Genomic DNA, 24,536 nt, shown 5'->3' with positions numbered 1-24,536 from the left:
CTTCGCATCTTTCAACAATTCAATCTTGATACCATCTTCAGTCGTACGTGTGATCACGTTCTCACCGCTGGTCTTGTCTTCTGCTGTTGCAGCATCAGCTCCACCGATGATGTTTAACTTGTCACCCAACTTACGATGTACGTCTGCACCGGCATTACCAGCAAAGTTCAAGCCTTTGTTTTCCAACTCGGTCTTGGTGTTCGTGATCGTGTTGTTTAACTCAGTCTTGGTATCAGTAATCTGATTGGTTAACTGATCTTTAGTATCATTTAACTTGTTGTTAGTATCCGTGATCTGGTTGCCCAAATCTTTCTTCGCGTCATCTAATTTGTTGTTGGTATCAGTAATCTGATTACCTAAATCAGTTTTGGTGTTATCAATTTTCTGGTCTAAATTGGTAATGTTTTGAGCATTCTCATTTACACGAGAATCAACATTTTTAAGCTGACGTACAGTCACTGCATCAGAGTCAGCAGAACCATCTTCAACATTGGTAATACGACGCTCTTTACCAGCAGAACCAACCGAGATTACACCATTTGACATTGATGCATCACGATTTGTCAGGAATGAGCTTCCTGTCGTTTCTGTCGCAACGGCATCTTGGCCTAATGCAACACTATTTTCTGCCTCAACTCGGCTGCGTGCACCTAATGCAACACCACCGACAACCATAGACTGGGCGCCTTGACCCACAGCAACGGCATTTTCTTGATCGGCAATCGCACCGCCACCAATCGCAGCAGAGTTTTTACCTGTTGCTTTAGCACCACCACCAACGGCAGCAGCATTTTCATTGCTTGCTTCAGCACCTTTACCAATTGCAGCAGCACTATCACCTTTTGCCTGTGCACCGCTACCAATTGCCGCAGCACCATTACCAGTTGCTGTAGCACCTTCACCTGGTTTATTGCCAGAGCCAATTGCCGTTGAATTTGTACCAGATGCAAGTGAGTTAATACCCATCGCCGATGCACCATCACCTGTAGCTTGAGCAACTGCACCAAATGCTGATGCACCTTTGCCCGCAGCATTCGACATTACACCAAATGCAGATGAAGCATCACCTGTTGCTTTAGATGTCATACCGAAAGCAGATGCAAAAGCACCTGTACCGACAGCCTGAACACCGACAGCTGTTGAACCATGTCCAGTTTCTGTGGTTGGATATTTACCAGCCTGTAATTTACCACCTGTAATTTCAGTGTATTTTTGGCTTAATTCAGTATCACGAGCAATTTTGTCAACATCATCACCACCAATCGCTACAGATGAGTTACCACGTGCAATCACATCCGCACCAATCGCGATTGACTGATCACCAATTGCCTTAGTTTGGTCACCAATTGCAATTGACTGATTGCTATAACCTGGTGTCATGCCAGCAGCGCCTTTAGTTGAAGAGTTACGACCAATCGCAACATCACCACTACCCACTGTCTCGCTTGCATTACCGACAGAAATTGCTCCAACACCAGCGCCTTTTGCATGCGAACCGACAACAACAGCATCATAACCAGTTGCAACCGCTTCTACCCCTACAGCGATTGAGTTACGAGCTTTTGCACCATCATTTTCGTAGTTACCGCTTTGTACGCCATTATCATTTACGCTGACATAATGAGTACGTGCTGCTTTTAACTGGCCCACAGTCGCTGCGTCAGAATCTATCGCACCATCTGCTACATTTTGAATACGACGCTCTGCGCCCACATCACCAACAGACAAAACTCCTGTTGGCGCAGCTTGTTTTGTCAAGAAACCTTTTTCTGTTGCTTGAGTCGCTTTTGAATCTTTACCTAAAGCAATACTGTTTTCAGCTTCTGAACGTGCACCTTTACCAATTGCAACACCACCATCAAAAGCAGCTTCCGCTTGGTCCCCGATTACAACGGCTTCATCTTTATTCGCTTTTGCGCCAGTACCAATCGCAACTGATTTTTTACCAGTTGATGCTGAGAATGCACCAATCGCCAAAGAGTTTTCTTGTGTTGCAACTGCACCACCACCAAATGCAATCGAATCTTTACCCGTTGCCTTTGTCGCCATATTTTTTTGGTATTCTGCGCCTGCTTGACCAGCAACTGAACCTGCATTTTCAATATCTGGTGAACCAATTGCGATAGAACGATAGCCTTCTGCTGTTGCAGAGTGACCAATCGCTAAAGAGCCTTTTCCAGTCGCGGCAGCAACGTTACCAAGTGCTTGTGCATAATCACCTGTTGCTGCTGATTGGCGACCAATTGCTAAAGAGGTATTACCCGTTGAAAGCGCAGCTGTACCAATTGCAACTGCTGCAATTCCTTTCGTAGTTGCATATGAACCAATTGCAGTTCCAAAGTTTTCCTCAGTGGCTGCACCAGTCCCGAGACTGATCGCGCCGCCCTGTTTCATTGCACCAGCAAATGCGCCAGTTGAATTATTGTAAGGATTTTGACGATTTGCGATATTAGAAACGCCTGTACCTTGCGTTTTTGAACCACAACCAATTGCGATATCGCGGTTACCAGAAGTGTATGCTGCCCCCTCTGAACATCTAGCTCCAGAAATGGAAGTTCCAGAACCGTCCCCTCCTTCAATATTCTTTGCCGCAAACGCAGCAGGAGAAAAACTAATTGCCCCAACCAAAACAGCGGCGGTTAAATTTGAAATTTTAGATTTAGTCTTGGTTTTACTTTTTGCTAGTTCAGAGGTTGCAACCCATGCTCCAATAGATGCATTCCAAACCACTTTATATACTTTGTTCATAAAAATTCTCAGACGTTTACTACAGTTATTGATGGTCTAAAAATGCAAATGAGCATTTTTAGTGTCAGCGCTAAAAAAGAGCCGCGGATGCTAATAAAACCGAGCAAATTGGTAAAGATCTAATGAACACTTTTTTATCAAATATGAGACTCAATTCTCACATTCACAAAAAATCATATGAAATAAATCCATGATTTAAATTAAAAAATAATTTTATGTTTGTTTTTGTTTTTATTTTGTTTATTTTTAAAAATAAAGTGAAAAGTAGAGCAAAAACTCCATAAAACAATAAGAATTAATATTCAATACCTAAAATTGTCATTAATTATTGGAATAAGTAATCAAAAAAACACTTATTAGCTGTAATAAAAATAACCACATCACTATAAATTTTTACTTATCAATCACAAATCACAGGGTTTTAGATATTGTTTGCTAAATCGAGTATGATTCTTTTATCAAAAACATTTCTCCAACCTTATGGGCCAAGATTTAAAATTATTAAGAAAACAGCTACGCTTTAAAAGAAGACAACTCTCGTCTTATGAACAAAAGCAAGCTGAACAACAAGTTTTGATCCAGCTCAGAACATCCGTTCCCTTTAAAAATTCAAGAAAAATTGGGCTGTATTTACATGCCTTTGGCGAAATTCATACACGAAAAATTCTAAGACTCTGTTTTCAACAAGGAAAACAAGTTTACTTACCCATGATCTGTAATATGAATCAGCGACTGGTCTGGATAAGAATTGATTCCAAACAGTATTTTAATCAACGTTTTTCACACCACCCTTTAGGTATGAAAGAACCCATGGCAAACCGCGGTCAACATGTTTCGCATCTTGATCTGCTGATTATGCCGTTGCTGGCATGTGATTCATCAGGCACACGTATTGGCATGGGAGGCGGTTTCTATGACCGGACATTGGCAAGCGCTCAACGGCGGCCCTACCGTCTCGGTCTGGCTCATGACTTTCAATATGTAGAACAACCTTTATTAAGACAAAAATGGGATCAGCCGCTCGATGGATTGCTCACGCCTAAAAAATTCTATTATTTCAAACGCTAGCTTGCTCTTTTTGTTATCACAGCCTTAAATCTTGAGTAATTTAGTCTTTTTTTTATATTTTCTAAGTAAAAACCCTTGTAATTTTTAAAATGCACATCACTATAAAAAACATGGCAACACCGTTGTCACTCATTAGGAGTGCCCATGTCTGAATATATTTTAAATAATGAAACAAGCTTAGAGCCACAGGTTCCAAGTGTATTACCACTATTAGCGTTACGTGATGTTGTGGTGTATCCACACATGCAAATTGCGCTATTTGTGGGTCGTGAAAAATCGATCAATGCAGTGGATGTGGCTCGTAACAGTGACAATTTAGTATTTGTAGTTGCGCAAAAAGATTCGCTTACAGAAGAAATTGATCACGACAATCTCTATCAATATGGAACCGTGGCTAAAATCGTACAAGTCGTTAATCATGAGAATGATGAAAACTGCATTAAAGTACTGATTGAAGGTCTACATCGTTCTAAGCTAGAACGCATTATTGACGGAGAGGAATACTTAACAGCTGAACATCATTTAAGCCCAATGACATTGTCTTTGGATGAAGAGACCCAAGAAACTCGCTTAAATGAATTACGTACCCTGTTTGCTCAATATGCAGAAGCAAAATTACGTAATGCGCGTGAACTCGTCGCAGCAGCAAATAAAATTGAAGACTTATTGCAATTAATGTTCTTCGTTGCAACTCGTGTGCCTTTAAATATTGAAGTAAAGCAAAAATTTTTAGAGCACGATGAATTTGAAGCTCATTTGCAAGAGTTGATGAATTATTTGATGAATCAATCTGCTGAACAGCAAATTGAACAAACGCTGCACGACAGTGTAAAACGTCAGATGGAAAAGAACCAACGTGAATACTTTCTAAATGAAAAAATGAAAGTGATTCAACGTGAACTTTCCGATATGAATGGCGGTGCTGAAGATGACGTTGCAGAAATTGAAAAACGTCTAGCTGAAGCAGATTTACCTGAACACGTACGCAAAAAAGCTGAAGCTGAGTTTCGTAAACTCAAGGCAATGCAACCTGCTTCAAGTGAAGCCGCTGTTGTTCGCAACTATCTGGAAGTGATTTTAGATACGCCATGGAACAAAGTCAGCAAAGTTAGCATTAACTTGAATAAAGCTCAGGAAATTCTCGATACAGATCACTACGGCCTAGATGACGTTAAAGATCGTATTGTGGAATATCTGGCAGTTCAGTCTCGCGTGAAAAAACTCAAAGGCCCGATCTTATGTTTGGTTGGTCCTCCAGGTGTAGGTAAAACATCGCTTGGTGAATCTGTAGCAAAAGCAACAGGCCGTGAGTTTGTCCGTATGGCACTGGGTGGTGTACGTGATGAAGCTGAAATTCGTGGTCACCGTCGTACCTATATCGGTGCGATGCCAGGTAAGATCGTGCAATCTTTGACAAAAGTTGGTGTGAAGAACCCCTTGTTCTTACTCGACGAAATTGACAAGATGGCACAAGATTATCGTGGTGATCCTGCATCAGCATTGCTTGAAGTATTAGATCCATCACAAAACAGTAAGTTCAACGACCATTATTTAGATCTTGATCTTGACCTTTCTGAAGTGATGTTCATCTGTACTGCAAACAGCATGAATATTCCTGAAGCCCTACTGGACCGTATGGAAGTGATTCGTCTACCGGGTTATACCGAAGATGAAAAAGTCAATATTGCTGAACGCTACCTTGTTCCAAAAGCAATTAAGAACAATGGTTTACGTACCAAAGAATTGACTGTTCATGAAGAAGCAATTCGTGACATCGTTCAACGTTATACACGTGAAGCAGGTGTTCGTAGTTTAGAGCGTGAAGTTTCTAAAATTGCCCGTAAAGTGGTGAAAGAAGCGGTAAGCAAGAAGTCGAAAAACTTACAGATCGACGTGACTTCTGCAAACCTTCCTGAATACTTAGGTCCACATAAGTTTGACTTTGGTATCGCAGAAGATGAAGCACAAGTCGGACGTGTAAATGGTTTGGCTTGGACGTCTGTCGGTGGCGAATTGCTGACAATCGAAGTTGCGGCTGTTAAAGGTAAAGGTAAATTCATTACGACGGGTTCGCTCGGTGATGTCATGAAAGAGTCGATTACCGCAGCAATGACAGTTGTACGTACCCGCGCTGATGAATTGGGAATTGAATCATCTCGTTTCGAAGAAACCGATGTTCACGTTCACTTACCTGAAGGTGCAACGCCAAAAGATGGTCCATCTGCTGGTTTAGCCCTTACGACTGCCCTTGTATCAGCATTCACAGGTATTCCGATTCGTCCAGATATCGCTATGACAGGTGAAACCAGTCTTGGTGGTCGTGCAATGCGTATTGGTGGTTTGAAAGAAAAACTTCTTGCAGCACACCGTGGTGGAATCAAACTGGTCTTCATTCCACAAGATAACGTTCGCGACTTGGCTGAGATTCCAGACAACGTGAAAGAAGGTTTAGAAATCAAGGCAGTGAAAAGTATTGATGAAATCTTACCTTTAGCGTTAACGGATACACCAAAACCTTTACCAAAAACACCGATTGTGAAACCGGTGGAAGATGCAAAGGCAGCGCGTCACTAAACTGTGAGTTGCAATAAAAAGAGAGCTTCGGCTCTCTTTTTTTGTTACACATTATGGTTGAAAAATAACCAATATCTTGCATAATAAAATAGAGTCGATAAAACAAAGATCAAATTTGGCTCAATGAACTCATTTTAGTGCCATCTGAACTCCAGACGGATGGCTCTTTGATCGCAGCTCATACTCATTTTGAGCTGCGTTTTTTATGGGTGATCTAAAATAAGCTTTTGTATTTTTTATGACAAGATAAATACCATGTTTTGCCCTATGCAGGTCGGCAGCCTTTATAATGTGTAGAATTTGCCAAATAAGCCTTAGTTATGAAAATTCGCATTCTTACCATTGGTCAAAAAATGCCAGCATGGGTACTCACTGGATTTGAAGACTATTTCAAACGCATTCAGCCTTTTGTACAAACGCAGGTCATTGAACTTCCGATGGCAAAGCGTGGCAAAAATGATTCTGAAGCTGATATTTTGAAATATTGCCAAATCGAAGGTGAAAGTATTTTAAATGCGCTCAAACCAAATGAAACCTTGATCGCTTTAGAGGTCGGTGGACGCGAACTTAGTACCGAAAAACTGGCAGATACCATGAAGCAATGGATGCTTGAAGGCAACGATATCGCGCTTGCCATTGGTGGACCAGATGGACATTCAGAGGCGGTTCGTAAAGCAGCAGCGTGGCATTGGTCACTGTCTAAATTGACGATGCCCCACCCGATGGTTCGTATCTTACTCATTGAGCAATTATATCGTGCCATGAGTATTAACCATAATCATCCTTATCATCGGGCTTAAATACTGTTCTGATTTTAGAACAATATGTTGAAGTTTAATGGCTGTCATTGTCATCACTTTTTTGTCACGATAACCATGTCATTTTCACTAGGTGCACACACATGAACGCTCAGACCTTACCCGGACTATTTATCTCTCATGGTTCACCTATGCTTGCACTTGACCCAGAACAGGTTGGCCCAGCACTGCATCGTTTGGGTAGCAATCTGCCTAAACCAGAAGCCATTATTGTCATGTCTGCACATTGGGAAAGTCAGGCGCTGGAAGTCAGCACATCGACTCGACCAGAAACCTGGCATGACTTCCGTGGTTTTCCACCAGCACTTTATGAGATTCGCTACCCTGCTGCGGGCGCCCCTCAGTTGGCCGAAGAAATACTGAAGCGATTTGCTGAGGCTGGTTTAGCTGCACATGCCAATAGTACACGTCCGCGTGATCATGGGGTCTGGATGCCGTTATTACACATGTATCCAGACGCAGATATTCCTGTGATCGAAATCTCGTTACCCATACATATGAATGCCGATGATATTTATAAAATCGGACAAGTACTTTCACCTTTACGCGAACAACAGATTTTGCTGATCGGTTCAGGCAGTATTACCCATAACCTTGCCGAGCTTTCGTGGCAAGCTGATGCCAATGTACCCGTTTGGGCAAGTACTTTCCGTAATTCGGTTGTCAACAAACTCACACATCAGGATTATGATGCTGTGCTCGACTGGCCATCCCTCCCTTATGTTCAAAGAAACCACCCTTCTCTTGAACATTTTGCGCCACTTTTCTTTGCCATGGGCACAGGTAATCGCTTCAACGTTGTCCATAGCAGCTTTTCAATGGGATCATTGGGAATGGATATTTATCGGTTCGATTAAATATCAAACTACATCACATAAAAAACAAAATAGGCTTGCGTATAATATTAGCAAGCCTATAAATCCATTATATTTTTTAAAATTTACAAATAGAAACATTTAACGAACTTAATGCCTAAACGGATTACATGCTCTTTTTTTAAGAATACTTTAAGCTTATTGCTGTTATTTATTTCCCGTTGTTTTGAATATGAAAATTAAATATTTAGTTCTTGCATTACTTCCACTTTCTTTAATGGCGTGTCAAACAGTACAAAACGTGACTGACAACGTAATTTCACAAATTAATACAACTGCTGCAAAAAATTTGGCTGAATACAACTGGACTTACCAAGGTTCAAAAGCATCTAAACCTTTGGTTTTAGCATTTAGTGCAGACCAGAAACTTTCAATCCAAACGGGTTGTAACAACCAAGGCGGTACTTGGAAAGTTGAAGGCAATACCATTGTAACTTCTCCACTTGTATCAACCATGATGGCTTGTGCAGACGATTTAATGCAACAAGAACGTTTATCTTCTGATATTTTCAGCGAGAAAAAAGTACCATTTGAGATCAGCACTGTAAATGGTCAGGCAATCTTGACTGTTACTGATGGCAAAGGTCAAAAACACGTATTCACAGGTGCTAAAGTGACAAATAACAATGTGTTGACTAACTATAAATGGTCATATCAACCTGCTGACACAAAACGTCCAATCGTATTAAGTTTCTTGGCAAATGACCGTTTATCTGTAGATACGGGCTGTAACCGTCAAAATACTTCTTGGAAAATTGAAAACGGTGCGATCGTTACAGGTGACTTGGCTTCAACATTGATGGCTTGTGAACCTGCATTGATGAAACAAGAGCAGTTTGCAGGTGATCTTTTACAAAAACGTAAAATCGCTTTTGAAGTAAATGCAACGAATCCAGAGCAACCGACTTTGGTTATCGCTGATGCAAAAGGCCAAAAATATACATTTGTTGGTAAAATGACCCCTGAAGCAAAATACCAGTCTGAAGGTAAAACTGTTTTCTTAGAAATTTCACCAGAAACTAAATCTTGCACAGGCGTTGCTCCACAAACTTGTATGCAAGTTCGTGAAGTAAAATATGATGACAAAGGTTTAAAAACTTACGCTGACAAAAACTGGTCGCTTTACTACGGTCAAATCGAAGGTTTTGAGCACAATCCACAACAACGCGTAATTGTACGTGTGAAGCGTTTTGACGTTCAAAACCCAGCTGCTGATCAATCAAGCATTGCAGACGTATTAGATATGGTTGTTGAACAAGAGATTGTTAAAAAACCATAATTTATACCTGTAAATAAAAAAATCCGATGTCTTAACATCGGATTTTTTTATGGAAAGTCCCTTTTGATTTAAGGGAGGTTTTTAATAAATACCCTGCGCTAAAATTGCATCAGCAACTTTTACAAAACCAGCAATATTGGCACCATCAACATAGTTAATTGAACCATCTTCCTGCGTACCGTATTTAACACAGTTACGGTGAATCTCTTTCATGATTGCATGTAAACGCTCGTCCACCTGTTCAAAAGACCAACCTAGACGATTCGCATTTTGAGACATTTCTAGACCAGAGGTTGCAACGCCACCTGCATTTGAAGCTTTACCTGGTGCATATAAAATCTTCGCTTCAACAAACTTTTCAACAGCCTCAAGCGTTGATGGCATGTTGGCCCCTTCTGCCACGCAAATCACGCCATTTGCCAGCAAAGTTGCAGCATCTTCCGCTTTTAACTCATTTTGTGTTGCACACGGCAAAGCAATATCCGCAGGAATATGCCAAGGTGTTTGACCTTCAAAATATTCAAAACCATGTTTTGAAGCAAATTCGGAAATACGACCACGTTTTTCGTTTTTTAGTTCCATCACTTCATCAAGTAATGCTTTGCTGAAACCATTTTTCAAATAGACTGTTCCGTTTGAATCCGACAAGGTCACAACTTTTGCGCCCAAGAACATGGCTTTTTCTGCTGCATATTGAGCAACATTACCAGAACCTGAGATCGAAACCGTTTTACCTGCAAAGCTTTGACCACGAGTTTTCAACATTTCTTCTGCAAAATAAACCGTTCCATAACCCGTTGCTTCTGGACGAGCCAATGAACCACCAAATGAAATTCCTTTACCGGTAAAAACACAAGAAGTGTCATTGCTGAGCTTCTTCATCATGCCAGTCATATAGCCAACTTCGCGACCACCAACCCCAATATCACCCGCAGGAATATCCGTATTCGAACCAAGATGACGATAGAGCTCCAACATCAATGCCTGGCAAAAACGCATAATTTCTGCATCTGATTTACCTTTAGGATCGAAATCAGAACCACCTTTACCACCACCCATGGGTAACGTGGTTAAGGCATTTTTAAAAGTTTGTTCAAAGCCTAAAAACTTTAAAATCGATAGATTCACTGAAGGGTGAAAACGCATTCCCCCTTTATAAGGTCCAATCGCTGAGTTGTATTGCACACGGAAGGCACGATTTACATGAGTTTGGCCTTGATCATCCATCCATGAAACACGGAACTGGATCGCACGCTCAGGTTCAACCAGTCGTTCCAAAAGACCGTATTGAGCATACTTAGGATTTTTCTCAATGAACGGCCACAAACTTGTCATGACTTCTTCGACAGCTTGTAAAAATTCAGGTTGATTAGGATCTCTAGCTTTAACGTAATCGAGAAAGTCATTTAAGCTATTGTATTTCAACATTCACCCCCAAGTCAGTGATTTATCTTGGTGCGGAAAATGCACCAAAATAGAATATCGCATATATTTAATACAGATTACTATTCCATCACACTATTATTTTTTAGGCCAATTTATATATAATTAAAAATCAAAAACTTAATTAAATAAATGTTCATTATTTTTATAATAAATATTGCCAGTATTGTCTAAAAATTGATGCCATATTCTGCTCACTTTCCTATTCGATCAAAGCCAAGCATCAACAAATCGCACTAAAAAACACCAGTATTCGCACTATTTTTAAGCAAAACCTCAGACACTATCTGTATAATTTTCCAACGTTGCTACGCCGTCATAAGTCATTATTTGCTATACTAAGCTCCCTGTTTTTTGCTTCATCCTCCCCATGTCACCATCTACACAACATTCTCTTATTATCCAAATCGATCAGCTATTACCGCAAACACAATGTGGTTTATGCGGTCATCGTGATGGATGTTTACCTTATGCAAAATCGATTGCAGAAGGTGAAGAGGCAAATAAATGTGTGCCTGGTGGCCAGCCTGTTGCTGATGCATTGGCAGCGCTGTTACAACGCCCGTCTCTACCCGCTGAGCCAAGTGTCTGGGAAATTCAGGAGGATGGCCGCCCACAGCGCATAAAAGCGATTATTCGGGAAGATGAGTGTATTGGCTGTACCAAGTGTATTAGTGCCTGCCCAGTAGATGCGATCATCGGCAGTGGTAAGTTGATGCATAGCATTTTGACCGATCTGTGTACAGGCTGTGAATTATGTATTCCACCTTGTCCAGTCGATTGCATCGATCTGGTGGCAGATACCAAACCCTTGCCAACCGCAGAGCTACGCCGTGTTGAACAGGATGATTTAAGGCATCGCTACTATGCGCATATTCAACGTGAAGAGAAGCGTCGTTTAAGCCGTAAAGGACCCATTGTCCGCGCAGAAATTGATGTGGAATTCTTTGCCCAGTTTTCTCAGGCACTCAACAATGTTCCTGTGATTACCCTCGTGGATAAACCCAAAGAAACGCCAACACTGGATGCTAAAACCACGATTGAACTTGCCAAACTACGCACACAAATCAAGAAACTGGAAAAACAGTTGAGTGTACGTGTAGATGAGCAGAAACAAGCACAGTTACTGGCTTTACAACAACGTTTAAATGAATTGCAGGACATCTAAATGCCCGTTAAAAATATGACCAAAAAGCAGATTCAGACTTTTTTCGAACGTTTGCGTGAACAAAGACCGAACCCACAGACTGAGCTGAATTATTCTTCACCTTTTGAATTGCTTATTGCCGTTCTGCTTTCTGCTCAGGCAACCGATGTCAGTGTGAATAAAGCCACGGATAAACTCTATCCTGTTGCCAATACCGCTCAGGCTATTTTAAATCTTGGGGTGGATGGCTTAAAAGAATATATCAAGACTATTGGCCTGTATAACTCTAAAGCTGAGAATGTGATTAAAACCTGCCGTATTCTTGTAGAGCAGTATCAAGGCAATATTCCAGAAACACGTAAAGAACTGGAAGCTTTACCCGGTGTAGGCCGCAAAACGGCGAATGTGGTACTGAATACGGCATTTGGTCAGCCGACCATGGCGGTCGATACCCATATTTTCCGTGTGGGTAATCGTACTGGTCTGGCGGTGGGTAAAAATGTGCTTGAGGTTGAAGATCGCTTGATTAAAGTGATTCCGAAAGAGTTTATTATTGATGCACACCACTGGCTGATCTTGCATGGCCGTTATTGTTGTATTGCGCGTAAACCAAAGTGTGGCGAGTGTGTGGTTGCTGATGTCTGTAACTGGCCAGACCGCTTTGAATTTGGCGCGAATAAAGCTATTGCAATAAAAAACCTCAGTTAATCCTGAGGTTTTTTATGCTGCTGTAGTTTTGGATGCAGCTGACGTGTTTTACCATTCAGTTTATTTTCCAAAGCCTGCTGTTTTTGCACATGACGCAACATTTTTTGGCTTTGATACGCTAAAAACAACAGCAAAACCAAGCTGAAAATCACAACTAAAATTAGAATAACTTTTAGTAGCATAGCCCTTCTCCAAAATAAAAAGAGCCCTATATTCAGAGCTCTTTTATCATCTGCAATTCAGATTATTTGTCTAAAATTGCAAATAAATCGGCTTGAACGTTTTCGATCGGACGTAAACCATTCAGCTTATCGTAAGTCGGTGCATTTTCACCAGAAGCAGCACGACCTTGATAGAAGCCAACCAATTGCTCAGTTTCGCTGTGGTAAGAACCAAGACGCTTACGAATCGTTTCTTCTTGGTCATCTGGACGTTGTACAAGGTCTTCGCCTGTTTCGTCATCTTTACCTTCCACTTTTGGTGGATTGTAAACCGTGTGATAAACACGGCCAGATGCTGGATGCTGACGACGACCAGAAAGACGTTGAACAATCTCTTCATCTGGTACATCAATTTCGATCACATGATCAATACTGATGCCAGCTGATTCTAATGCTTCAGCTTGTGGGATTGTGCGTGGGAAACCGTCAAAGATACAACCATTTTCACAATCAGGCTGAGCAATACGTTCTTTCACCAAACCAATGATCAGTTCATCAGAAACTAAACCGCCTGATTCCATGACACTTTTTGCTTTTAAGCCAAGTTCAGTACCTTCACGAATTGCAGCACGGAGCATATCACCGGTTGAAATTTGTGGGATATTGTAGCGCTTACAGATCAACTGAGCTTGAGTACCTTTGCCTGCCCCAGGTGGTCCGAGTAAAATAATGCGCATAAAAGAACATCCTCATTTAAAAACAATAAATCTTAAATTGAGCAATATCATACAGAGTTATCGCTCAACCAACATCAAATTAATTATAAGAAAGCAACAAATAAGTGAATTAAACCAGCAAAGAAACCAGTCACTCCACCTAGTACAATTAAAATCCACTCATCTTCCTGAAAAGCAGGACGCAATAAATTCTGGAACTCTTTCGGTGTTAGTTCACGGATGCGGTCTCTAAACATTTGAAAGATCTTCTGCGCACGACTTGCATTCAGAGCTGGGTCACATACTGGTCCCATGGTAATTTCAATTGAGCGATCAATCAAGTCAGTCTTGAGTCTAGCATACTCTCTTGGACCTAATGAAAGCTGCAATGACGTTCTGACTAATGGGGTTTCCATGATTTCATTGATATGGCGCTTGACAATACGACGTGTTTTGTCTTTTTTGCTGCCATACATCATTTCAGTCATGATCGATTTTAAAGTAATTAAATCTTCCGTAACCACACTGGCAAATACATCCGAAACCTCTTCCTGACGCTTCATAAATGCACCTTGGACATTATAGGTACCAATCTTTAAGACAGGTACAATCCACGGGAATTTACGGTCTTTGGTCAAACGGAAGATCTGTGGATAGCGAATATAATGCGGTTCAATCGGATTAAAGACCATCCAGATCGCAATCCAGTTGGTCAAAAAGCCCCAGATTGCAGCCCAGAATGGAACGGTCCAGTGCCACGGCACCACAAACCAGACGATCATCTGGAAAATACCAAAGAACATACCAATTAACGCACTGATATGCCAAATAAAGTTGATCTCTTTCTGCCCTACTTTCAGGAACATGCGCACCATCAAACGGCGATCACCTTCCATTTGGCTGACCACCATTTCACGCATGTCGACCAGTGACTCGACGTTCATGGTCAGCTCAGTCACAAGTTCCCTTAAGGTATTGGGTAATTGTTTATGCGCTTGTGCATAGATACGGCGTTTAATTGAATAAGGCAGGTTTTCCCAGAGCACAGCATTTCGGTCGATCATGACCTCATCAATCAGGTGCTCAAGCTCAAAACCAACTTGTTCACCAATAATCATGGCCATATCTTCAGGATCCATTGCTTCCAGAAACTCTCGCAATGATCCCAACTTAGATAAAGTATTATCGGTAATGATGCCTGAAATACGTCCAGCTTTACGCGGCACGATCCCTTGCCAACCAACAGGTAATGGGCCTAAATGGAATCCCCAGAAATTAATTGGGTAAAATACCATTTTCAGTGCCATCCACACGTGCGCCCAAGTTACAAAGGCGGTCACTGGAATGATACTTAAGACTGCCAGATGGTCAGGTCGATTTAAGAAAATCTGCCACAATTCATTGACGTAATCAAACATGCATGACTCTCAGAATTATTGATACATGATGGCTTATAAAAGAATAAATCTGCATTTCCCTCTTATAAACCAAAACTTAAGGTGTAAGAAAACTGGAGCACAGGTTGTGCTTTTTTCACAGTGTTGCCATCCCCATCTTCTAATTTTTCACGCACTCCGGCGCCAACACTGAATGTACTAATCCGTTCATTGTTCAGCCAGACATATGCAAGATCCGCACCGACGCCTAAATTGGCTTTTTGTTTACCACCATAATTTTTACTGTCTAAATGGCCCGCATAGACCCCAACATAATAACCATTTTTATCTGTACCCGTTAAATAGTACGGATAGCGAAAGCCGACCTGTCCCCCAATTTCATTGTCGTCATTTAAAAATGCACCTGCTTTCACATAGGCAATTCCATACGGATTTACCCATTCTAAATTGCCATGTAATAATTTTTTAGTAAAACCCGCCCCGACATTCCATGTTGACACGTTTGCATCTTTCAATTTTGGTTCAGGCATAAATGGATTATCATCCGCATGTGCTAAGCCTGTAAGTGTTAAAACCGATAATAAAAGGCAAATTTTTCTCATTATTTTCTCCATTTTCCCTATGTGTGTATTGGAAAATCCTATTTCGAATAGTTTGTGACTTTAACAGAATTATTTTGCTTCTAATATACAAGACCCTATAATTTTAATGTCTACAAAGTCAAAAGCTGTCGCATGAACAATTGCATGAATTGTTGAAAATTCTACAGTATGTTCATGCAACTTACGTTAAAATATTCCGTCTTTGTATTCTCTCACCCCTGCAATTAAGTCGGCACCCTATGAAACAGCACTTTCCTTTAAAAAACATGCAACAAGAAAAGCGCATTTATAAGGGTCGGATCTTCTTTGCAATCTTTCTGGTGGCCTTTTTTCTACTGTTATTGATTTGTCGTTATGCATATTTACAGATTGTTCATTACGATGATTTTACAACGGCCTCAGATAAGAACCGAATTCGCTTACAACCACTCGCCCCGGCCCGTGGTTACATCTATGATCGTAATGGGGTTTTGCTCGCAGATAACTATCCTGTTTTTACGGCAACCCTAAGTCGTGCCGATGTCAGCGATATTGATGATACGCTTACTCGTTTGATCCCAATTTTAAATCTCAGTCAGGAAGACGTAGATCGCTTTAAAAGCCGCGTAAAAACAGCACGAAAAACTGAGCGTCTGGCAATCAAATTAAACCTGACGGAAGCAGATATCGCGAAATTCAGCGAAGTGAAATATGCTTTTCCTGGGGTGAAAATTGAAACGCAAATGACCCGCTACTATCCACATGGCGAACTTTTTGCCCATGTCATTGGATATGTCGGACGTATTAATGATAAAGAACTCAAATCGATTGATAAGGACTTATACGCGGGCACTAACCTGATTGGTAAAATCGGGGTCGAAAAAAGCTATGAAGACTTATTACACGGCACACCGGGTTATGAATCTGTCGAAGCAGATGCCCATGGTAATGTACTACGTAATTTAGGACGCCAAAACCCTGCACGCGGTAATGATCTGTACTTATCAATAGACTATGGTCTACAAACGATTGCTGCACAGCAATTAAAAGATCGCCGTGGTGCAATTGTGGCCATGGATCCGCGCACAGGTGAAATTCTGGCATTGGTCTCTAGCCCAAGTTTCAATCCAAACTTATTTGTCACTGGGATTAGTACAAAAGACTATAGCGGTCTGCGTGACAACCTCGACCAGCCACTCTACAACCGTGCAGTTCAAGGGGCTTACCCGCCCGGCTCAACCATTAAGCCAATGTTTGGTCTAGGTGGCATTCACTATGGTCTAGTGGATTGGAGTACAGCCATTTCAGATCCAGGTTACTTCTCTCTACCTGGCGACAGCCATCGCTTCCGTGACCATAAGAAAAGTGGACATGGTTCAGTCAACATGCACAAGGCACAGATCGTTTCTTGTGATACCTATTTCTATGTTCTGTCCTACCGGATGGGCATTGAGAAAATGAATGACTGGATGCGTCAGTTTGGCTTTGGTGAAAAAACAGGTGTCGATTTACCAAGTGAAAGCTCTGGTCTCTACCCAAGTCCAGAATGGAAAATGCGTACCCGTAAGTCAAAATGGCTCAAAGGTGAAACCATTTCGGTCAGTATTGGACAAGGTGCATTTACCTCAACACCATTACAACTTGCCATGGCAACTGCAATTACTGCCAATAAAGGCTCACATGTTACGCCGCATGTATTAAGAGAAACCAAAGGCGCCAAAAAGTTTGCTGTACACAATGCGCCTGATGGCAAAATCCAGTTTAACGGCACAGACCAAGACTGGACCAATATGCATGATGCAATGGTTGACGTGATCCAGTCAGGTACAGGTCGCGGCATCAAAGGCGGTTTGCAATACTCGATTGCGGGTAAAACGGGTACGGCGCAGGTGAAGAGTATTGCACAAGGGAAACGCTATAACGAAGCGGCCCTTTCATCTCGCCAATGGGACCATGGTCTGTTTGTTGGCTTTGCACCTGCGGATAATCCAGAAATTGCGATTGCCGTCGTTTGGGAAAATGGTCGACATGGTGGCTCAGCCGCACAGATTGCCCGTCCAATCTTTGATTACTGGCTCGTGACCCGCAAGAAGAATCCACTTCGCCCAGCCAATCATCAGGTGAGTGGTGGTTTAATGACGGCCGGAATCAAGCCAGGTGAATTATCGATGGCAAACGCGGCGGCAGCACAAAATGCAGCGCCAGCTTCAAGTCCCGTCGCCACCCCACCTGCTGCGACACCGCCAGCAGCAGCTCAACCTGCAGATGATGGAGTAACTGAATAATGAAAAATCAATTACGAATTATTGGCGGTGAATGGAAACGACGCACGCTACCATTTGCAACTATTGAAGGCTTACGACCGACACCTGAGCGTGTCCGTGAAACCTTATTTAACTGGTTAATGTGGGATATTCAAAATGCACAGGTTCTAGACTTGTGCAGCGGTTCTGGTGCCTTGGGGTTTGAAGCTCTTTCACGTGGTGCTGCCAAAGTCACCATGATTGAACCTAATCCAACGCAAGCACGTTTTTTAAAAGATAATATTCAACTGTTAAAAGCTGAAAATTGTCAGTTACTGGTCACAACGGCCCAGCAAGCTTTAAGCAAATTAAAAAACAGCTTTGATGTGGTCTTTCTTGACCCACCTTATAGCCTTGATTTATGGCAAGAACTGGCTGAACTGGCTGATCCAATGATCAATCCGAATGCCTATATCTATGTCGAGGCAGATCGTGACTTAGCTCAACTGAAACTTCCTGACAATTGGCAAAAAATCAAAGAAACCAAAGCAGGTATGGTTAGAGCAGGCTTATATCAAAAAGTGGTTTAGAAAATACTCAGCCAGAAAAACCGTATCATTTGTCCACGATCAAAGGGAAAACTGGACAAATATTCATAACCAATTCGATTACGGAAATTGAGCTGATAAGCGATGCCATAGCCTACTGAAATCGAGAAATCGTCTAATGACAGGCTGGTGGTATCACCCGTTAGCATTTTATGGTTAAACTGATTGGTCTGGTAAGCGGTGTTGTTATAGACACGCCAACGTTCGTTCTGAAAAAACAGATTATGCAAAACTGAATAATCTGTTTTCATTTGCGGATAGGCGGCGTCAAACATTTCCTCTCGATCATCATGGATCGGCTCAAAAAAATCATAATCTTCTGCATTCGACCAGCCAGATAGACAAGCCAACAGACAGAATAAAAAAATATGCTTAACGCGCATCATCACTTGTATTACTGATAACCCCTCTTTAGCATACCGCTAAAAGTTATTTTTTATCAAGCAATTAAAACTTATTCTACATTTAAACTGTTCAACTTTATCTTCCCTTCAATCATTACACCTGCCCCTACCTTAACGCAGCCCATGTTTGCTATAGCGAAATCATGCAAAAGATGTATAAAATTTTTTAATTTTTATTCTGTTAGACATAAATATTTAATTTATAAAACTAAACTTCTATACAATAATAGCCGTCTTTAAAATCTCACCTTATCTATCATGAAACTTTTGTACGTATTCCTCGCCACCTTAAGCTTAACTGGTTGTATCTTTGGAAAATCAAGCGAGGTAAAACGTGCCGAGAAAGTCTTACAAAATTTTGAATGTAATAATATTGAATCTAGCGAGTTAGCAACTTCTTCTATTTCGACTTTTTATCAACAATCTTTGGCTGCCAATAAAGAAAAGGCTGCCTCTTATATTGAACAATATAAAAATGGTGAAGATCTCTTTGACATTCCCCTCGATGAAGTTGTACAACAAAAATATCAATTATATATACAAGCGTGTCAGGCACTTGGCGGTATATCTACAACAAAAGAGCCTATTGCTGTAGCTTCTACAGAGTAAGGGAAATACGCTTTGCCTGATCGCGTTTAGGACGTGACATGATAGAAAAACAACTGACATTAAAACATTATCTTGCGCTTGCGCTCATCGTACTTGTGGTTGCTATTGCAAGTATTCATCCACTTGAGTTTGAGTCGTACCTGTTACATCAGGCAGGTACGGTTTTTATGTTGATTGCCCTACTGATTGCATTCAAGAAAATCGGCCTGAATTATTTCAGTTTCTGCTTATATTTAGCGTTTCTGTTTATCCATATTATTGGCGCTCACTATCTCTATTCCTATGTACCCTATAATCAATGGATCCTCTATTTTTTCAACTTTGACTTAAATCAAAGCATGGGCTGGTCACGGAATATGTATGATCGGCTGGTTCATTTTGCTTATGGACTGCTGCTCTATCCTTTTGTCTATCGTTGCTTTCAAGTCTGGCTACCCAACACCAAACCTTTCTCCCTCTTCCTGCTTGTCATCCAGTTTGTCATGGCGTCCAGCGTATTTTATGAGCTACTTGAATGGGGCCTCTCTATCGGTTTATCACCTGAAGATGCAGAAAACTACAATGGTCAGCAAGGTGATATGTGGGATGCGCATAAAGATATGTTTCTAGCAACAATTGGCGCGATCCTGACGGGAATTATTCAACTGGTAAAACAAAAGACGCTTATTGAAAAATAAGCGTCTTATTTCATCTGTACATTGATTAGATAATTGAATGCTGTAATACATCCAACTGGTCTAAAGGATCTGTCCTGATGGTTTGGGCAAAATCAAAACTTTCGACATTATGACTGCTTGAGCTTGTTGCAGTGGTCGATGGTGTTTGAGTCGAAATAATTTGATTTAAGACATCGTCCACCTGACTGCTTGATTGCTCAGGAACAGACAACAATTCATTTAGGTTTAACTTTTCTGCTGAAGATGAAGGAGATGCAGCCACCTGTTTGGCTTGAAAAGCATCCAGATTGATGGAGTCAACCAATGAAGCTTGTGCCACAGCAGATTCTGGAGCTTCGCTTTGTAGTGATGCTGTCGTGGTTGGGGCAACAACATTAAAGCTGAATCCATCACTCATTTCACTGATATTACCCGCAGCATCAGTCTGGGTTAATGTAATCTTATGTGTACCTAATCCCAGCTCTTGGGTAAAGTTAAAACTCCATTTCCCATTGTCCCCGACTGTTACAGTACCCACGGGTTGACCATTATCATAAATCGTCAGCACCGCTTTTGCTTCACCAATGCCCGATAGTGTCGGCTTGGTATCATCGGTATTTGCACCCGCAGCAACTGCGCCTTTTACAGGCCCCACATCATCAGTGACGGTTTGCAAGACAGGCTTATTGGGTGCAATGGTATCTTTGACTCCCAGCACATCGGTGGCATCCGAACGATTGCCAGCCGCATCAATGATGTACACTTTACCTATATTTTTATCAGTTAAAGCTGGAGATATGGCGATGGTAAATTTCCCATCGGCTCCAACCGTACCTGTCCCAATCGTTTTGCCATCTGGGCCCTTGATTTCAACTTTACTATTTGCCTCAGCGATACCTGTTACGGTGTCGCCCGCTGCGTTAATCTGGGCTGCGGCTTTATCTGGCGCTATGGTGTCTTTACCTGCGGTGATTTCAAGAGGTTTTGAGACGTTGCCAGCTGCATCTTCGAGTACGACAGAACCCTTTTTATCGGCAGCTAAAGCAGGTGACAGGCTAATCTCAAACTTGCCTTGCGCATCTGTAGTACCACTCCCAATCACCTTACCATCCGCATCTTTGATCACAACTTTGCTATTGGCTTCCGCCCGACCTACGATTGAAGTCCCTTCTTTATTCACTTCAACTGTCGGTTGATCAGGTGCAACTGTATCTTTGCCCGCAAAAACTTTTGAAGGTGTCGATTTATTTCCTGCCGCGTCCTCTGCAACAACAGTTCCGCCCTTCTCGCTGGTCAATGGAGGTGAAACCTTAATCGAATATAAACCCTGTTTATTTGCGGTGACGGTACCAAGCAACTTGCCATCTGCATCATAAATAGAGACTTTGGCATTGGCCTCTGTCTTACCTGTTACGATAGTTCCATCTGCATTGAGCTGGGCGGTAGGTGCATCTGGTGCAATGGTATCCTTATTTCCCGTTACTACAGCCATCTTTGAAGCATTTCCAGCGCTATCAATCGCGGTTACTCCAACCCTGCCGCCATTAACTAAAGGCTGATCCAGCTTGACCGTATAATTGCCTTCTGCATCAGCTTGTCCAGTTGCAATCACCTTACCTGTAACATCTTTAACTTCAATTCTGGCGTTTGCTTCAGCTTTTCCTGTGATGGTCTGTGTATCAGCGCCTAAAGTTGCCGTAGGTGTGTCTGGCGGTGTTAAATCAATCGGTTTGTTATTGTTGTTACTGTCTTTTTTATCATCATCATCATCTTTGACAGCCAGCAAATATAACCCTTCTGCTGCTAAAGCGACCAATCCTGCTTTGAGCAATTGCGATTTGGTAATGCCTAAGTCTTCTGCACCATCTGACGTTGCGATCGTCTGTGAAGGTGGCTGTGTATAAGCAAATTGAGTCAGTTGTGTTGTCGGCACATAACGGATGAACTGGCCCGAATCATCAAATTGAGCAATGCTATAGCTTCCGTCTTCTTCAGGAAAAGCCAAAGTATGTTCAGTAACATTTGCATCAGTATAAAAATCACTAATAATGATTTTTTCACCGTTTTTTAGTGTAATGACAAGATCATTACCTTGTTTCATAATAGATTTGATATCGTCCTGATTTACACCAATCTGGACAATCGAAGGCTGATCTAGAATGACCGCTTTTATCTGTCCATCTTGTAAAATATTCGAATTTTTCTTCGAAGAAACGACAACTCTTGTCATTTTTATGCTCACTTATCAATTATATTTTTATCTATTTGTCGATTAATGAATAGTTAAGTAATTCATCTGCATTTAAAATATCAAAACATTCTCTGAACAACAATCTATTCAATCGCTTTTGTTCTGTTTAATTTAAATTGACCATACGTTCAAAAAACAGACTGTAAAAAATAACCTATATTTTTAATTCATATAAAAAAACCAGCCTCATCAGACTGGTTTTCTTTAAAACGCTTCAATTAGAATTTTGGATCACGCATTTGGACAAGCGTGCTGTTTGCTTTCGCAAGACTATCTGTAATTTTACTCATCACAGCTGGAACCAAACTCTCAGCCATTTGCGCAGCTTGTAAACCGAGCTTTTCGCCAAAGGTTGGGCGTTTACGCGTGTTAATCACATAGATATCATGTTTTGGCAGTAGGCTCAGCAAGTATTCGTCTGAAGTCTGTAAGGTATCAACCAGATTCAACTCGCGCGCATCTTCGCCATACCAGTGCTCACCTGTTGCGACTTTTGCAACATCCAGTTGTGGACGATATTTCTCTACAAAGTGCTTAAATAAAGCATGCGTTTGCTGTAACTCTTCTTCGAACTTCGCCTTACCTTCTGGCGTATTTTCACCAAACATAGTAACAGTACGTTTGTATTCGCCTGCGGTGTACAGTTCAAAATCAACATTGTGTTGTTTTAACAACCGATTAAAGTTAGGCACTTGGGCAACCACGCCGATTGAACCTACCACAGCGAATGGTGCTGAGATGATTTCATTAGCAATACACGCCATCATATAGCCGCCACTCGCTGCAACTTTATCTACGCAGATCGTGACATGAAAACCCGCATCGCGTAAACGCACCAGTTGGGCTGCTGCCAGACCATACCCATGCACCATGCCACCCGGACTTTCCAGACGAACAACAACGCGGTCATGTCCAGCTTTTGCAGTTGCCAAGATCAAGGTGATTTCTTCACGAATCGTATCAACGGCAGAGGCTTGTACGTCTCCTTTAAAATCGAGTACGTAAATTTTTTGATCATTCTTACGACGAACTTTTGCTTCTTTGGCAAGTTGTTGCACCAGTTGCAGTAATTCCAAACGAGAAGCTGTTGTTTGCGCAATTTTTTTTCTTTGTTCATTCACACGCGCATTTAAATGACTAATACGAATTTCAGCGGGAAATTTAGGTAAATGGAATAACATACAGTAATGCTCTATAAATTCGGCTTTATCCATCTAAGATGTGGCCTGCTGAATAAAAATTCAATAGTGAATTTGAAAAATAGATTTATTTTCATTTATATAATAAAAAAAGAGCCCGTAGGCTCTTTGATTGATCTGGGTTTTATTAACCAAAACGACCTGTAATATACGCTTCAGTCAATTGATGGTCAGGTTGAGTAAAGACTTTCTCAGTCGAGTTTACTTCGATCAAATCACCCAAATGGAAGTAAGCGGTACGGTCAGAAACACGTGCCGCCTGTTGCATCGAGTGAGTCACGATTGCAATGGTATATTGCTCTGAAAGTTCTGAGATCAGTTCTTCAATCTTTGCTGTCGCAATTGGATCAAGTGCTGAACATGGTTCATCCATCAAAATCACTTCTGGGCTTACTGCAATGGTACGGGCAATACATAGACGTTGCTGTTGACCACCCGACAAACCAGTACCTGGCTGACTTAAACGATCTTTGACTTCTTCCCATAAGCCCGCTTTACGCAAGCTGTTTTCTACGATTTCTTCCAAGTCGTATTTGTCACGTGCCAAACCATGCAATTTAGGGCCATACGCAACATTATCAAAAATAGATTTCGGGAATGGGTTTGGCTTCTGGAATACCATACCCACTTGTGCACGAAGTAAAACGACATCAAGATTTGGATCATAGATATCTTGATTATCGAGTGTCACCTTACCCGTTACACGACAGCTGTCAATCGTGTCATTCATACGGTTCAGAGTACGCAAGAAAGTCGATTTACCACAACCTGATGGCCCAATGAATGCAATTACTTCATTTTGGTATACATCCAGATCAATCCCTTTGATTGCCTCAGTTTCACCATAGTACACATGAACATCTTTGGTACTGATTTTCACTTCACTTGTCTGAGGTTTCTTAGTTGAAGCCGCCGTTTCGAACTGAGAGACAAATGCAGTATTTGATTGCTTAACTTGCGCTTCAGATGACGTAAATTCTGTTTGCTGTGGATTCACTGATTTATCCTTTTCTACGGCGTTCATAATATCAATCGTATTCATTGTACTCTC

At 41.5% G+C, this 24,536-nt stretch carries 21 protein-coding genes; 11 read left to right on the top strand and 10 right to left on the bottom strand.

The genetic code is table 11. The features are described 5' to 3' along the window. Window positions 1–2,748: ESPR-type extended signal peptide-containing protein (locus tag IEV36_RS06525; protein ID WP_264822124.1), on the bottom strand; the 2,748-nt coding region annotated here is incomplete at its 3' end. Window positions 2,749–3,228: 480 nt separating this feature from the next. On the opposite strand from IEV36_RS06525, the gene IEV36_RS06520 reads away from it, so the two are divergent. The 5 genes from IEV36_RS06520 to IEV36_RS06500 all read left to right on the top strand — a co-directional run bounded on the left by IEV36_RS06520 (window position 3,229) and on the right by IEV36_RS06500 (window position 9,362). Next, window positions 3,229–3,816 (top strand): 5-formyltetrahydrofolate cyclo-ligase, encoded by a 588-nt coding sequence (locus IEV36_RS06520; protein WP_005258916.1) that lies wholly within the window; start codon window positions 3,229–3,231, stop codon window positions 3,814–3,816. A 144-nt stretch (window positions 3,817–3,960) separates the two neighbouring features. Next, complete coding sequence (lon, locus tag IEV36_RS06515; protein ID WP_005258921.1) at window positions 3,961–6,390, top strand: endopeptidase La; 2,430 nt, start codon at window positions 3,961–3,963, stop codon at window positions 6,388–6,390. Between the two features lie 320 nt (window positions 6,391–6,710). Next, window positions 6,711–7,190 carry a 23S rRNA (pseudouridine(1915)-N(3))-methyltransferase RlmH gene (gene rlmH / locus IEV36_RS06510; RefSeq protein WP_004770208.1) on the top strand — a complete coding sequence of 160 codons (480 nt, stop codon included), beginning with the start codon at window positions 6,711–6,713 and terminating at the stop codon, window positions 7,188–7,190. Between the two features lie 101 nt (window positions 7,191–7,291). Beyond that, the gene (locus IEV36_RS06505) at window positions 7,292–8,065 is read left to right on the top strand and encodes a DODA-type extradiol aromatic ring-opening family dioxygenase (protein ID WP_005258923.1); all 774 of its coding nucleotides are present in this window, start codon (window positions 7,292–7,294) and stop codon (window positions 8,063–8,065) included. Window positions 8,066–8,255: 190 nt separating this feature from the next. Beyond that, window positions 8,256–9,362: an META and DUF4377 domain-containing protein gene (locus tag IEV36_RS06500; protein ID WP_005258925.1), complete on the top strand. Its 1,107-nt coding sequence runs from the start codon at window positions 8,256–8,258 to the stop codon at window positions 9,360–9,362. Window positions 9,363–9,443: 81 nt separating this feature from the next. Here the strand turns inward: IEV36_RS06500 and gdhA are convergent, their stop codons facing one another. After that, on the bottom strand, window positions 9,444–10,790 hold the full coding sequence (gene gdhA, locus IEV36_RS06495) for an NADP-specific glutamate dehydrogenase (RefSeq protein WP_005258927.1): 1,347 nt from the start codon (window positions 10,788–10,790) through the stop codon (window positions 9,444–9,446). Window positions 10,791–11,175: 385 nt separating this feature from the next. Here gdhA and IEV36_RS06490 point away from each other — a divergent pair, with 385 nt between their 5' ends. Together IEV36_RS06490 and nth are read left to right on the top strand one after the other, a co-directional pair. Beyond that, the gene (locus IEV36_RS06490) at window positions 11,176–11,973 is read left to right on the top strand and encodes an RnfABCDGE type electron transport complex subunit B (protein ID WP_005258929.1); all 798 of its coding nucleotides are present in this window, start codon (window positions 11,176–11,178) and stop codon (window positions 11,971–11,973) included. Beyond that, the gene (gene nth, locus IEV36_RS06485; protein WP_005258932.1) at window positions 11,974–12,660 is read left to right on the top strand and encodes an endonuclease III; all 687 of its coding nucleotides are present in this window, start codon (window positions 11,974–11,976) and stop codon (window positions 12,658–12,660) included. Here the strand turns inward: nth and IEV36_RS06480 are convergent. The 4 genes from IEV36_RS06480 to IEV36_RS06465 form a co-directional block, all read right to left on the bottom strand. After that, window positions 12,657–12,842, bottom strand: coding sequence for a hypothetical protein (locus IEV36_RS06480; protein ID WP_005258933.1), 186 nt, complete (start codon window positions 12,840–12,842; stop codon window positions 12,657–12,659). The genes nth and IEV36_RS06480 overlap by 4 nt on opposite strands. Before the next feature lie 62 nt (window positions 12,843–12,904). Continuing rightward, entirely contained in the window at window positions 12,905–13,558 is a 654-nt protein-coding gene (gene adk / locus IEV36_RS06475) for an adenylate kinase (protein WP_004770217.1), read from the bottom strand. 83 nt (window positions 13,559–13,641) lie between these two features. Continuing rightward, window positions 13,642–14,955: a DUF445 domain-containing protein gene (locus IEV36_RS06470; RefSeq protein WP_004652140.1), complete on the bottom strand. Its 1,314-nt coding sequence runs from the start codon at window positions 14,953–14,955 to the stop codon at window positions 13,642–13,644. Between the two features lie 62 nt (window positions 14,956–15,017). Next, window positions 15,018–15,536 (bottom strand): hypothetical protein, encoded by a 519-nt coding sequence (locus IEV36_RS06465; protein WP_005258934.1) that lies wholly within the window; start codon window positions 15,534–15,536, stop codon window positions 15,018–15,020. Window positions 15,537–15,775: 239 nt separating this feature from the next. On the opposite strand from IEV36_RS06465, the gene mrdA reads away from it, so the two are divergent. Next, window positions 15,776–17,800, top strand: a complete 2,025-nt coding sequence (gene mrdA, locus IEV36_RS06460) for a penicillin-binding protein 2 (RefSeq protein ID WP_005258935.1) — start codon at window positions 15,776–15,778, stop codon at window positions 17,798–17,800. Further along, the gene (gene rsmD, locus IEV36_RS06455) at window positions 17,800–18,348 is read left to right on the top strand and encodes a 16S rRNA (guanine(966)-N(2))-methyltransferase RsmD (RefSeq protein WP_005258936.1); all 549 of its coding nucleotides are present in this window, start codon (window positions 17,800–17,802) and stop codon (window positions 18,346–18,348) included. Before mrdA ends, rsmD begins: the two co-directional genes overlap by 1 nt. On the opposite strand, the gene IEV36_RS06450 is transcribed toward rsmD, so the two are convergent. Further along, window positions 18,345–18,749: a hypothetical protein gene (locus IEV36_RS06450; protein ID WP_032863953.1), complete on the bottom strand. Its 405-nt coding sequence runs from the start codon at window positions 18,747–18,749 to the stop codon at window positions 18,345–18,347. The two genes, rsmD and IEV36_RS06450, sit on opposite strands and share 4 nt — an antisense overlap. 279 nt (window positions 18,750–19,028) lie before the next feature. Between IEV36_RS06450 and IEV36_RS06445 the strand changes: the two genes are divergently transcribed. Continuing rightward, window positions 19,029–19,379 (top strand): hypothetical protein, encoded by a 351-nt coding sequence (locus IEV36_RS06445; protein ID WP_004770224.1) that lies wholly within the window; start codon window positions 19,029–19,031, stop codon window positions 19,377–19,379. Window positions 19,380–19,417: 38 nt separating this feature from the next. Then, complete coding sequence (locus IEV36_RS06440; protein ID WP_005258938.1) at window positions 19,418–20,056, top strand: DUF2238 domain-containing protein; 639 nt, start codon at window positions 19,418–19,420, stop codon at window positions 20,054–20,056. A 25-nt stretch (window positions 20,057–20,081) separates the two neighbouring features. Here IEV36_RS06440 and blp2 read toward each other — a convergent pair whose 3' ends face one another. The 3 genes from blp2 to pstB all read right to left on the bottom strand — a co-directional run bounded on the left by blp2 (window position 20,082) and on the right by pstB (window position 24,527). Further along, the gene (gene blp2 / locus IEV36_RS06435) at window positions 20,082–22,265 is read right to left on the bottom strand and encodes an Ig-like repeat protein Blp2 (RefSeq protein ID WP_005258939.1); all 2,184 of its coding nucleotides are present in this window, start codon (window positions 22,263–22,265) and stop codon (window positions 20,082–20,084) included. 239 nt (window positions 22,266–22,504) lie between these two features. Continuing rightward, window positions 22,505–23,467, bottom strand: coding sequence for a protease SohB (gene sohB / locus IEV36_RS06430; protein WP_032810292.1), 963 nt, complete (start codon window positions 23,465–23,467; stop codon window positions 22,505–22,507). Window positions 23,468–23,612: 145 nt separating this feature from the next. After that, window positions 23,613–24,527, bottom strand: a complete 915-nt coding sequence (gene pstB, locus IEV36_RS06425; RefSeq protein ID WP_004770231.1) for a phosphate ABC transporter ATP-binding protein PstB — start codon at window positions 24,525–24,527, stop codon at window positions 23,613–23,615. Window positions 24,528–24,536: the final 9 nt, after the last annotated feature.

The sequence above is a fragment of the Acinetobacter vivianii genome, from assembly GCF_014635885.1.
In the GTDB taxonomy this organism is placed as follows: Bacteria; Pseudomonadota; Gammaproteobacteria; order Pseudomonadales; family Moraxellaceae; genus Acinetobacter; species Acinetobacter vivianii.
The sequence above is the reverse complement of the archived record's forward strand: the minus strand, read 5'-3'. Positions and strand labels throughout refer to the sequence as shown.

What these genes read in the sequence shown, in the direction of transcription:
- rlmH (WP_004770208.1), top strand. Translation starts at nt 6,711, where the DNA reads ATGAAAATTCGCATTCTTACCATTGGTCAAAAAATGCCAGCATGGGTA.
- gdhA (WP_005258927.1), bottom strand. Translation starts at nt 10,790, where the DNA reads ATGTTGAAATACAATAGCTTAAATGACTTTCTCGATTACGTTAAAGCT.
- IEV36_RS06440 (WP_005258938.1), top strand. Translation starts at nt 19,418, where the DNA reads ATGATAGAAAAACAACTGACATTAAAACATTATCTTGCGCTTGCGCTC.
- rsmD (WP_005258936.1), top strand. Translation starts at nt 17,800, where the DNA reads ATGAAAAATCAATTACGAATTATTGGCGGTGAATGGAAACGACGCACG.
- IEV36_RS06470 (WP_004652140.1), bottom strand. Translation starts at nt 14,955, where the DNA reads ATGTTTGATTACGTCAATGAATTGTGGCAGATTTTCTTAAATCGACCT.
- IEV36_RS06500 (WP_005258925.1), top strand. Translation starts at nt 8,256, where the DNA reads ATGAAAATTAAATATTTAGTTCTTGCATTACTTCCACTTTCTTTAATG.
- IEV36_RS06520 (WP_005258916.1), top strand. Translation starts at nt 3,229, where the DNA reads ATGGGCCAAGATTTAAAATTATTAAGAAAACAGCTACGCTTTAAAAGA.
- IEV36_RS06480 (WP_005258933.1), bottom strand. Translation starts at nt 12,842, where the DNA reads ATGCTACTAAAAGTTATTCTAATTTTAGTTGTGATTTTCAGCTTGGTT.
- IEV36_RS06465 (WP_005258934.1), bottom strand. Translation starts at nt 15,536, where the DNA reads ATGAGAAAAATTTGCCTTTTATTATCGGTTTTAACACTTACAGGCTTA.
- pstB (WP_004770231.1), bottom strand. Translation starts at nt 24,527, where the DNA reads ATGAATACGATTGATATTATGAACGCCGTAGAAAAGGATAAATCAGTG.
- adk (WP_004770217.1), bottom strand. Translation starts at nt 13,558, where the DNA reads ATGCGCATTATTTTACTCGGACCACCTGGGGCAGGCAAAGGTACTCAA.
- lon (WP_005258921.1), top strand. Translation starts at nt 3,961, where the DNA reads ATGTCTGAATATATTTTAAATAATGAAACAAGCTTAGAGCCACAGGTT.
- IEV36_RS06445 (WP_004770224.1), top strand. Translation starts at nt 19,029, where the DNA reads ATGAAACTTTTGTACGTATTCCTCGCCACCTTAAGCTTAACTGGTTGT.
- IEV36_RS06490 (WP_005258929.1), top strand. Translation starts at nt 11,176, where the DNA reads ATGTCACCATCTACACAACATTCTCTTATTATCCAAATCGATCAGCTA.
- IEV36_RS06505 (WP_005258923.1), top strand. Translation starts at nt 7,292, where the DNA reads ATGAACGCTCAGACCTTACCCGGACTATTTATCTCTCATGGTTCACCT.
- mrdA (WP_005258935.1), top strand. Translation starts at nt 15,776, where the DNA reads ATGAAACAGCACTTTCCTTTAAAAAACATGCAACAAGAAAAGCGCATT.
- blp2 (WP_005258939.1), bottom strand. Translation starts at nt 22,265, where the DNA reads ATGACAAGAGTTGTCGTTTCTTCGAAGAAAAATTCGAATATTTTACAA.
- nth (WP_005258932.1), top strand. Translation starts at nt 11,974, where the DNA reads ATGCCCGTTAAAAATATGACCAAAAAGCAGATTCAGACTTTTTTCGAA.
- IEV36_RS06450 (WP_032863953.1), bottom strand. Translation starts at nt 18,749, where the DNA reads ATGCGCGTTAAGCATATTTTTTTATTCTGTCTGTTGGCTTGTCTATCT.
- sohB (WP_032810292.1), bottom strand. Translation starts at nt 23,467, where the DNA reads ATGTTATTCCATTTACCTAAATTTCCCGCTGAAATTCGTATTAGTCAT.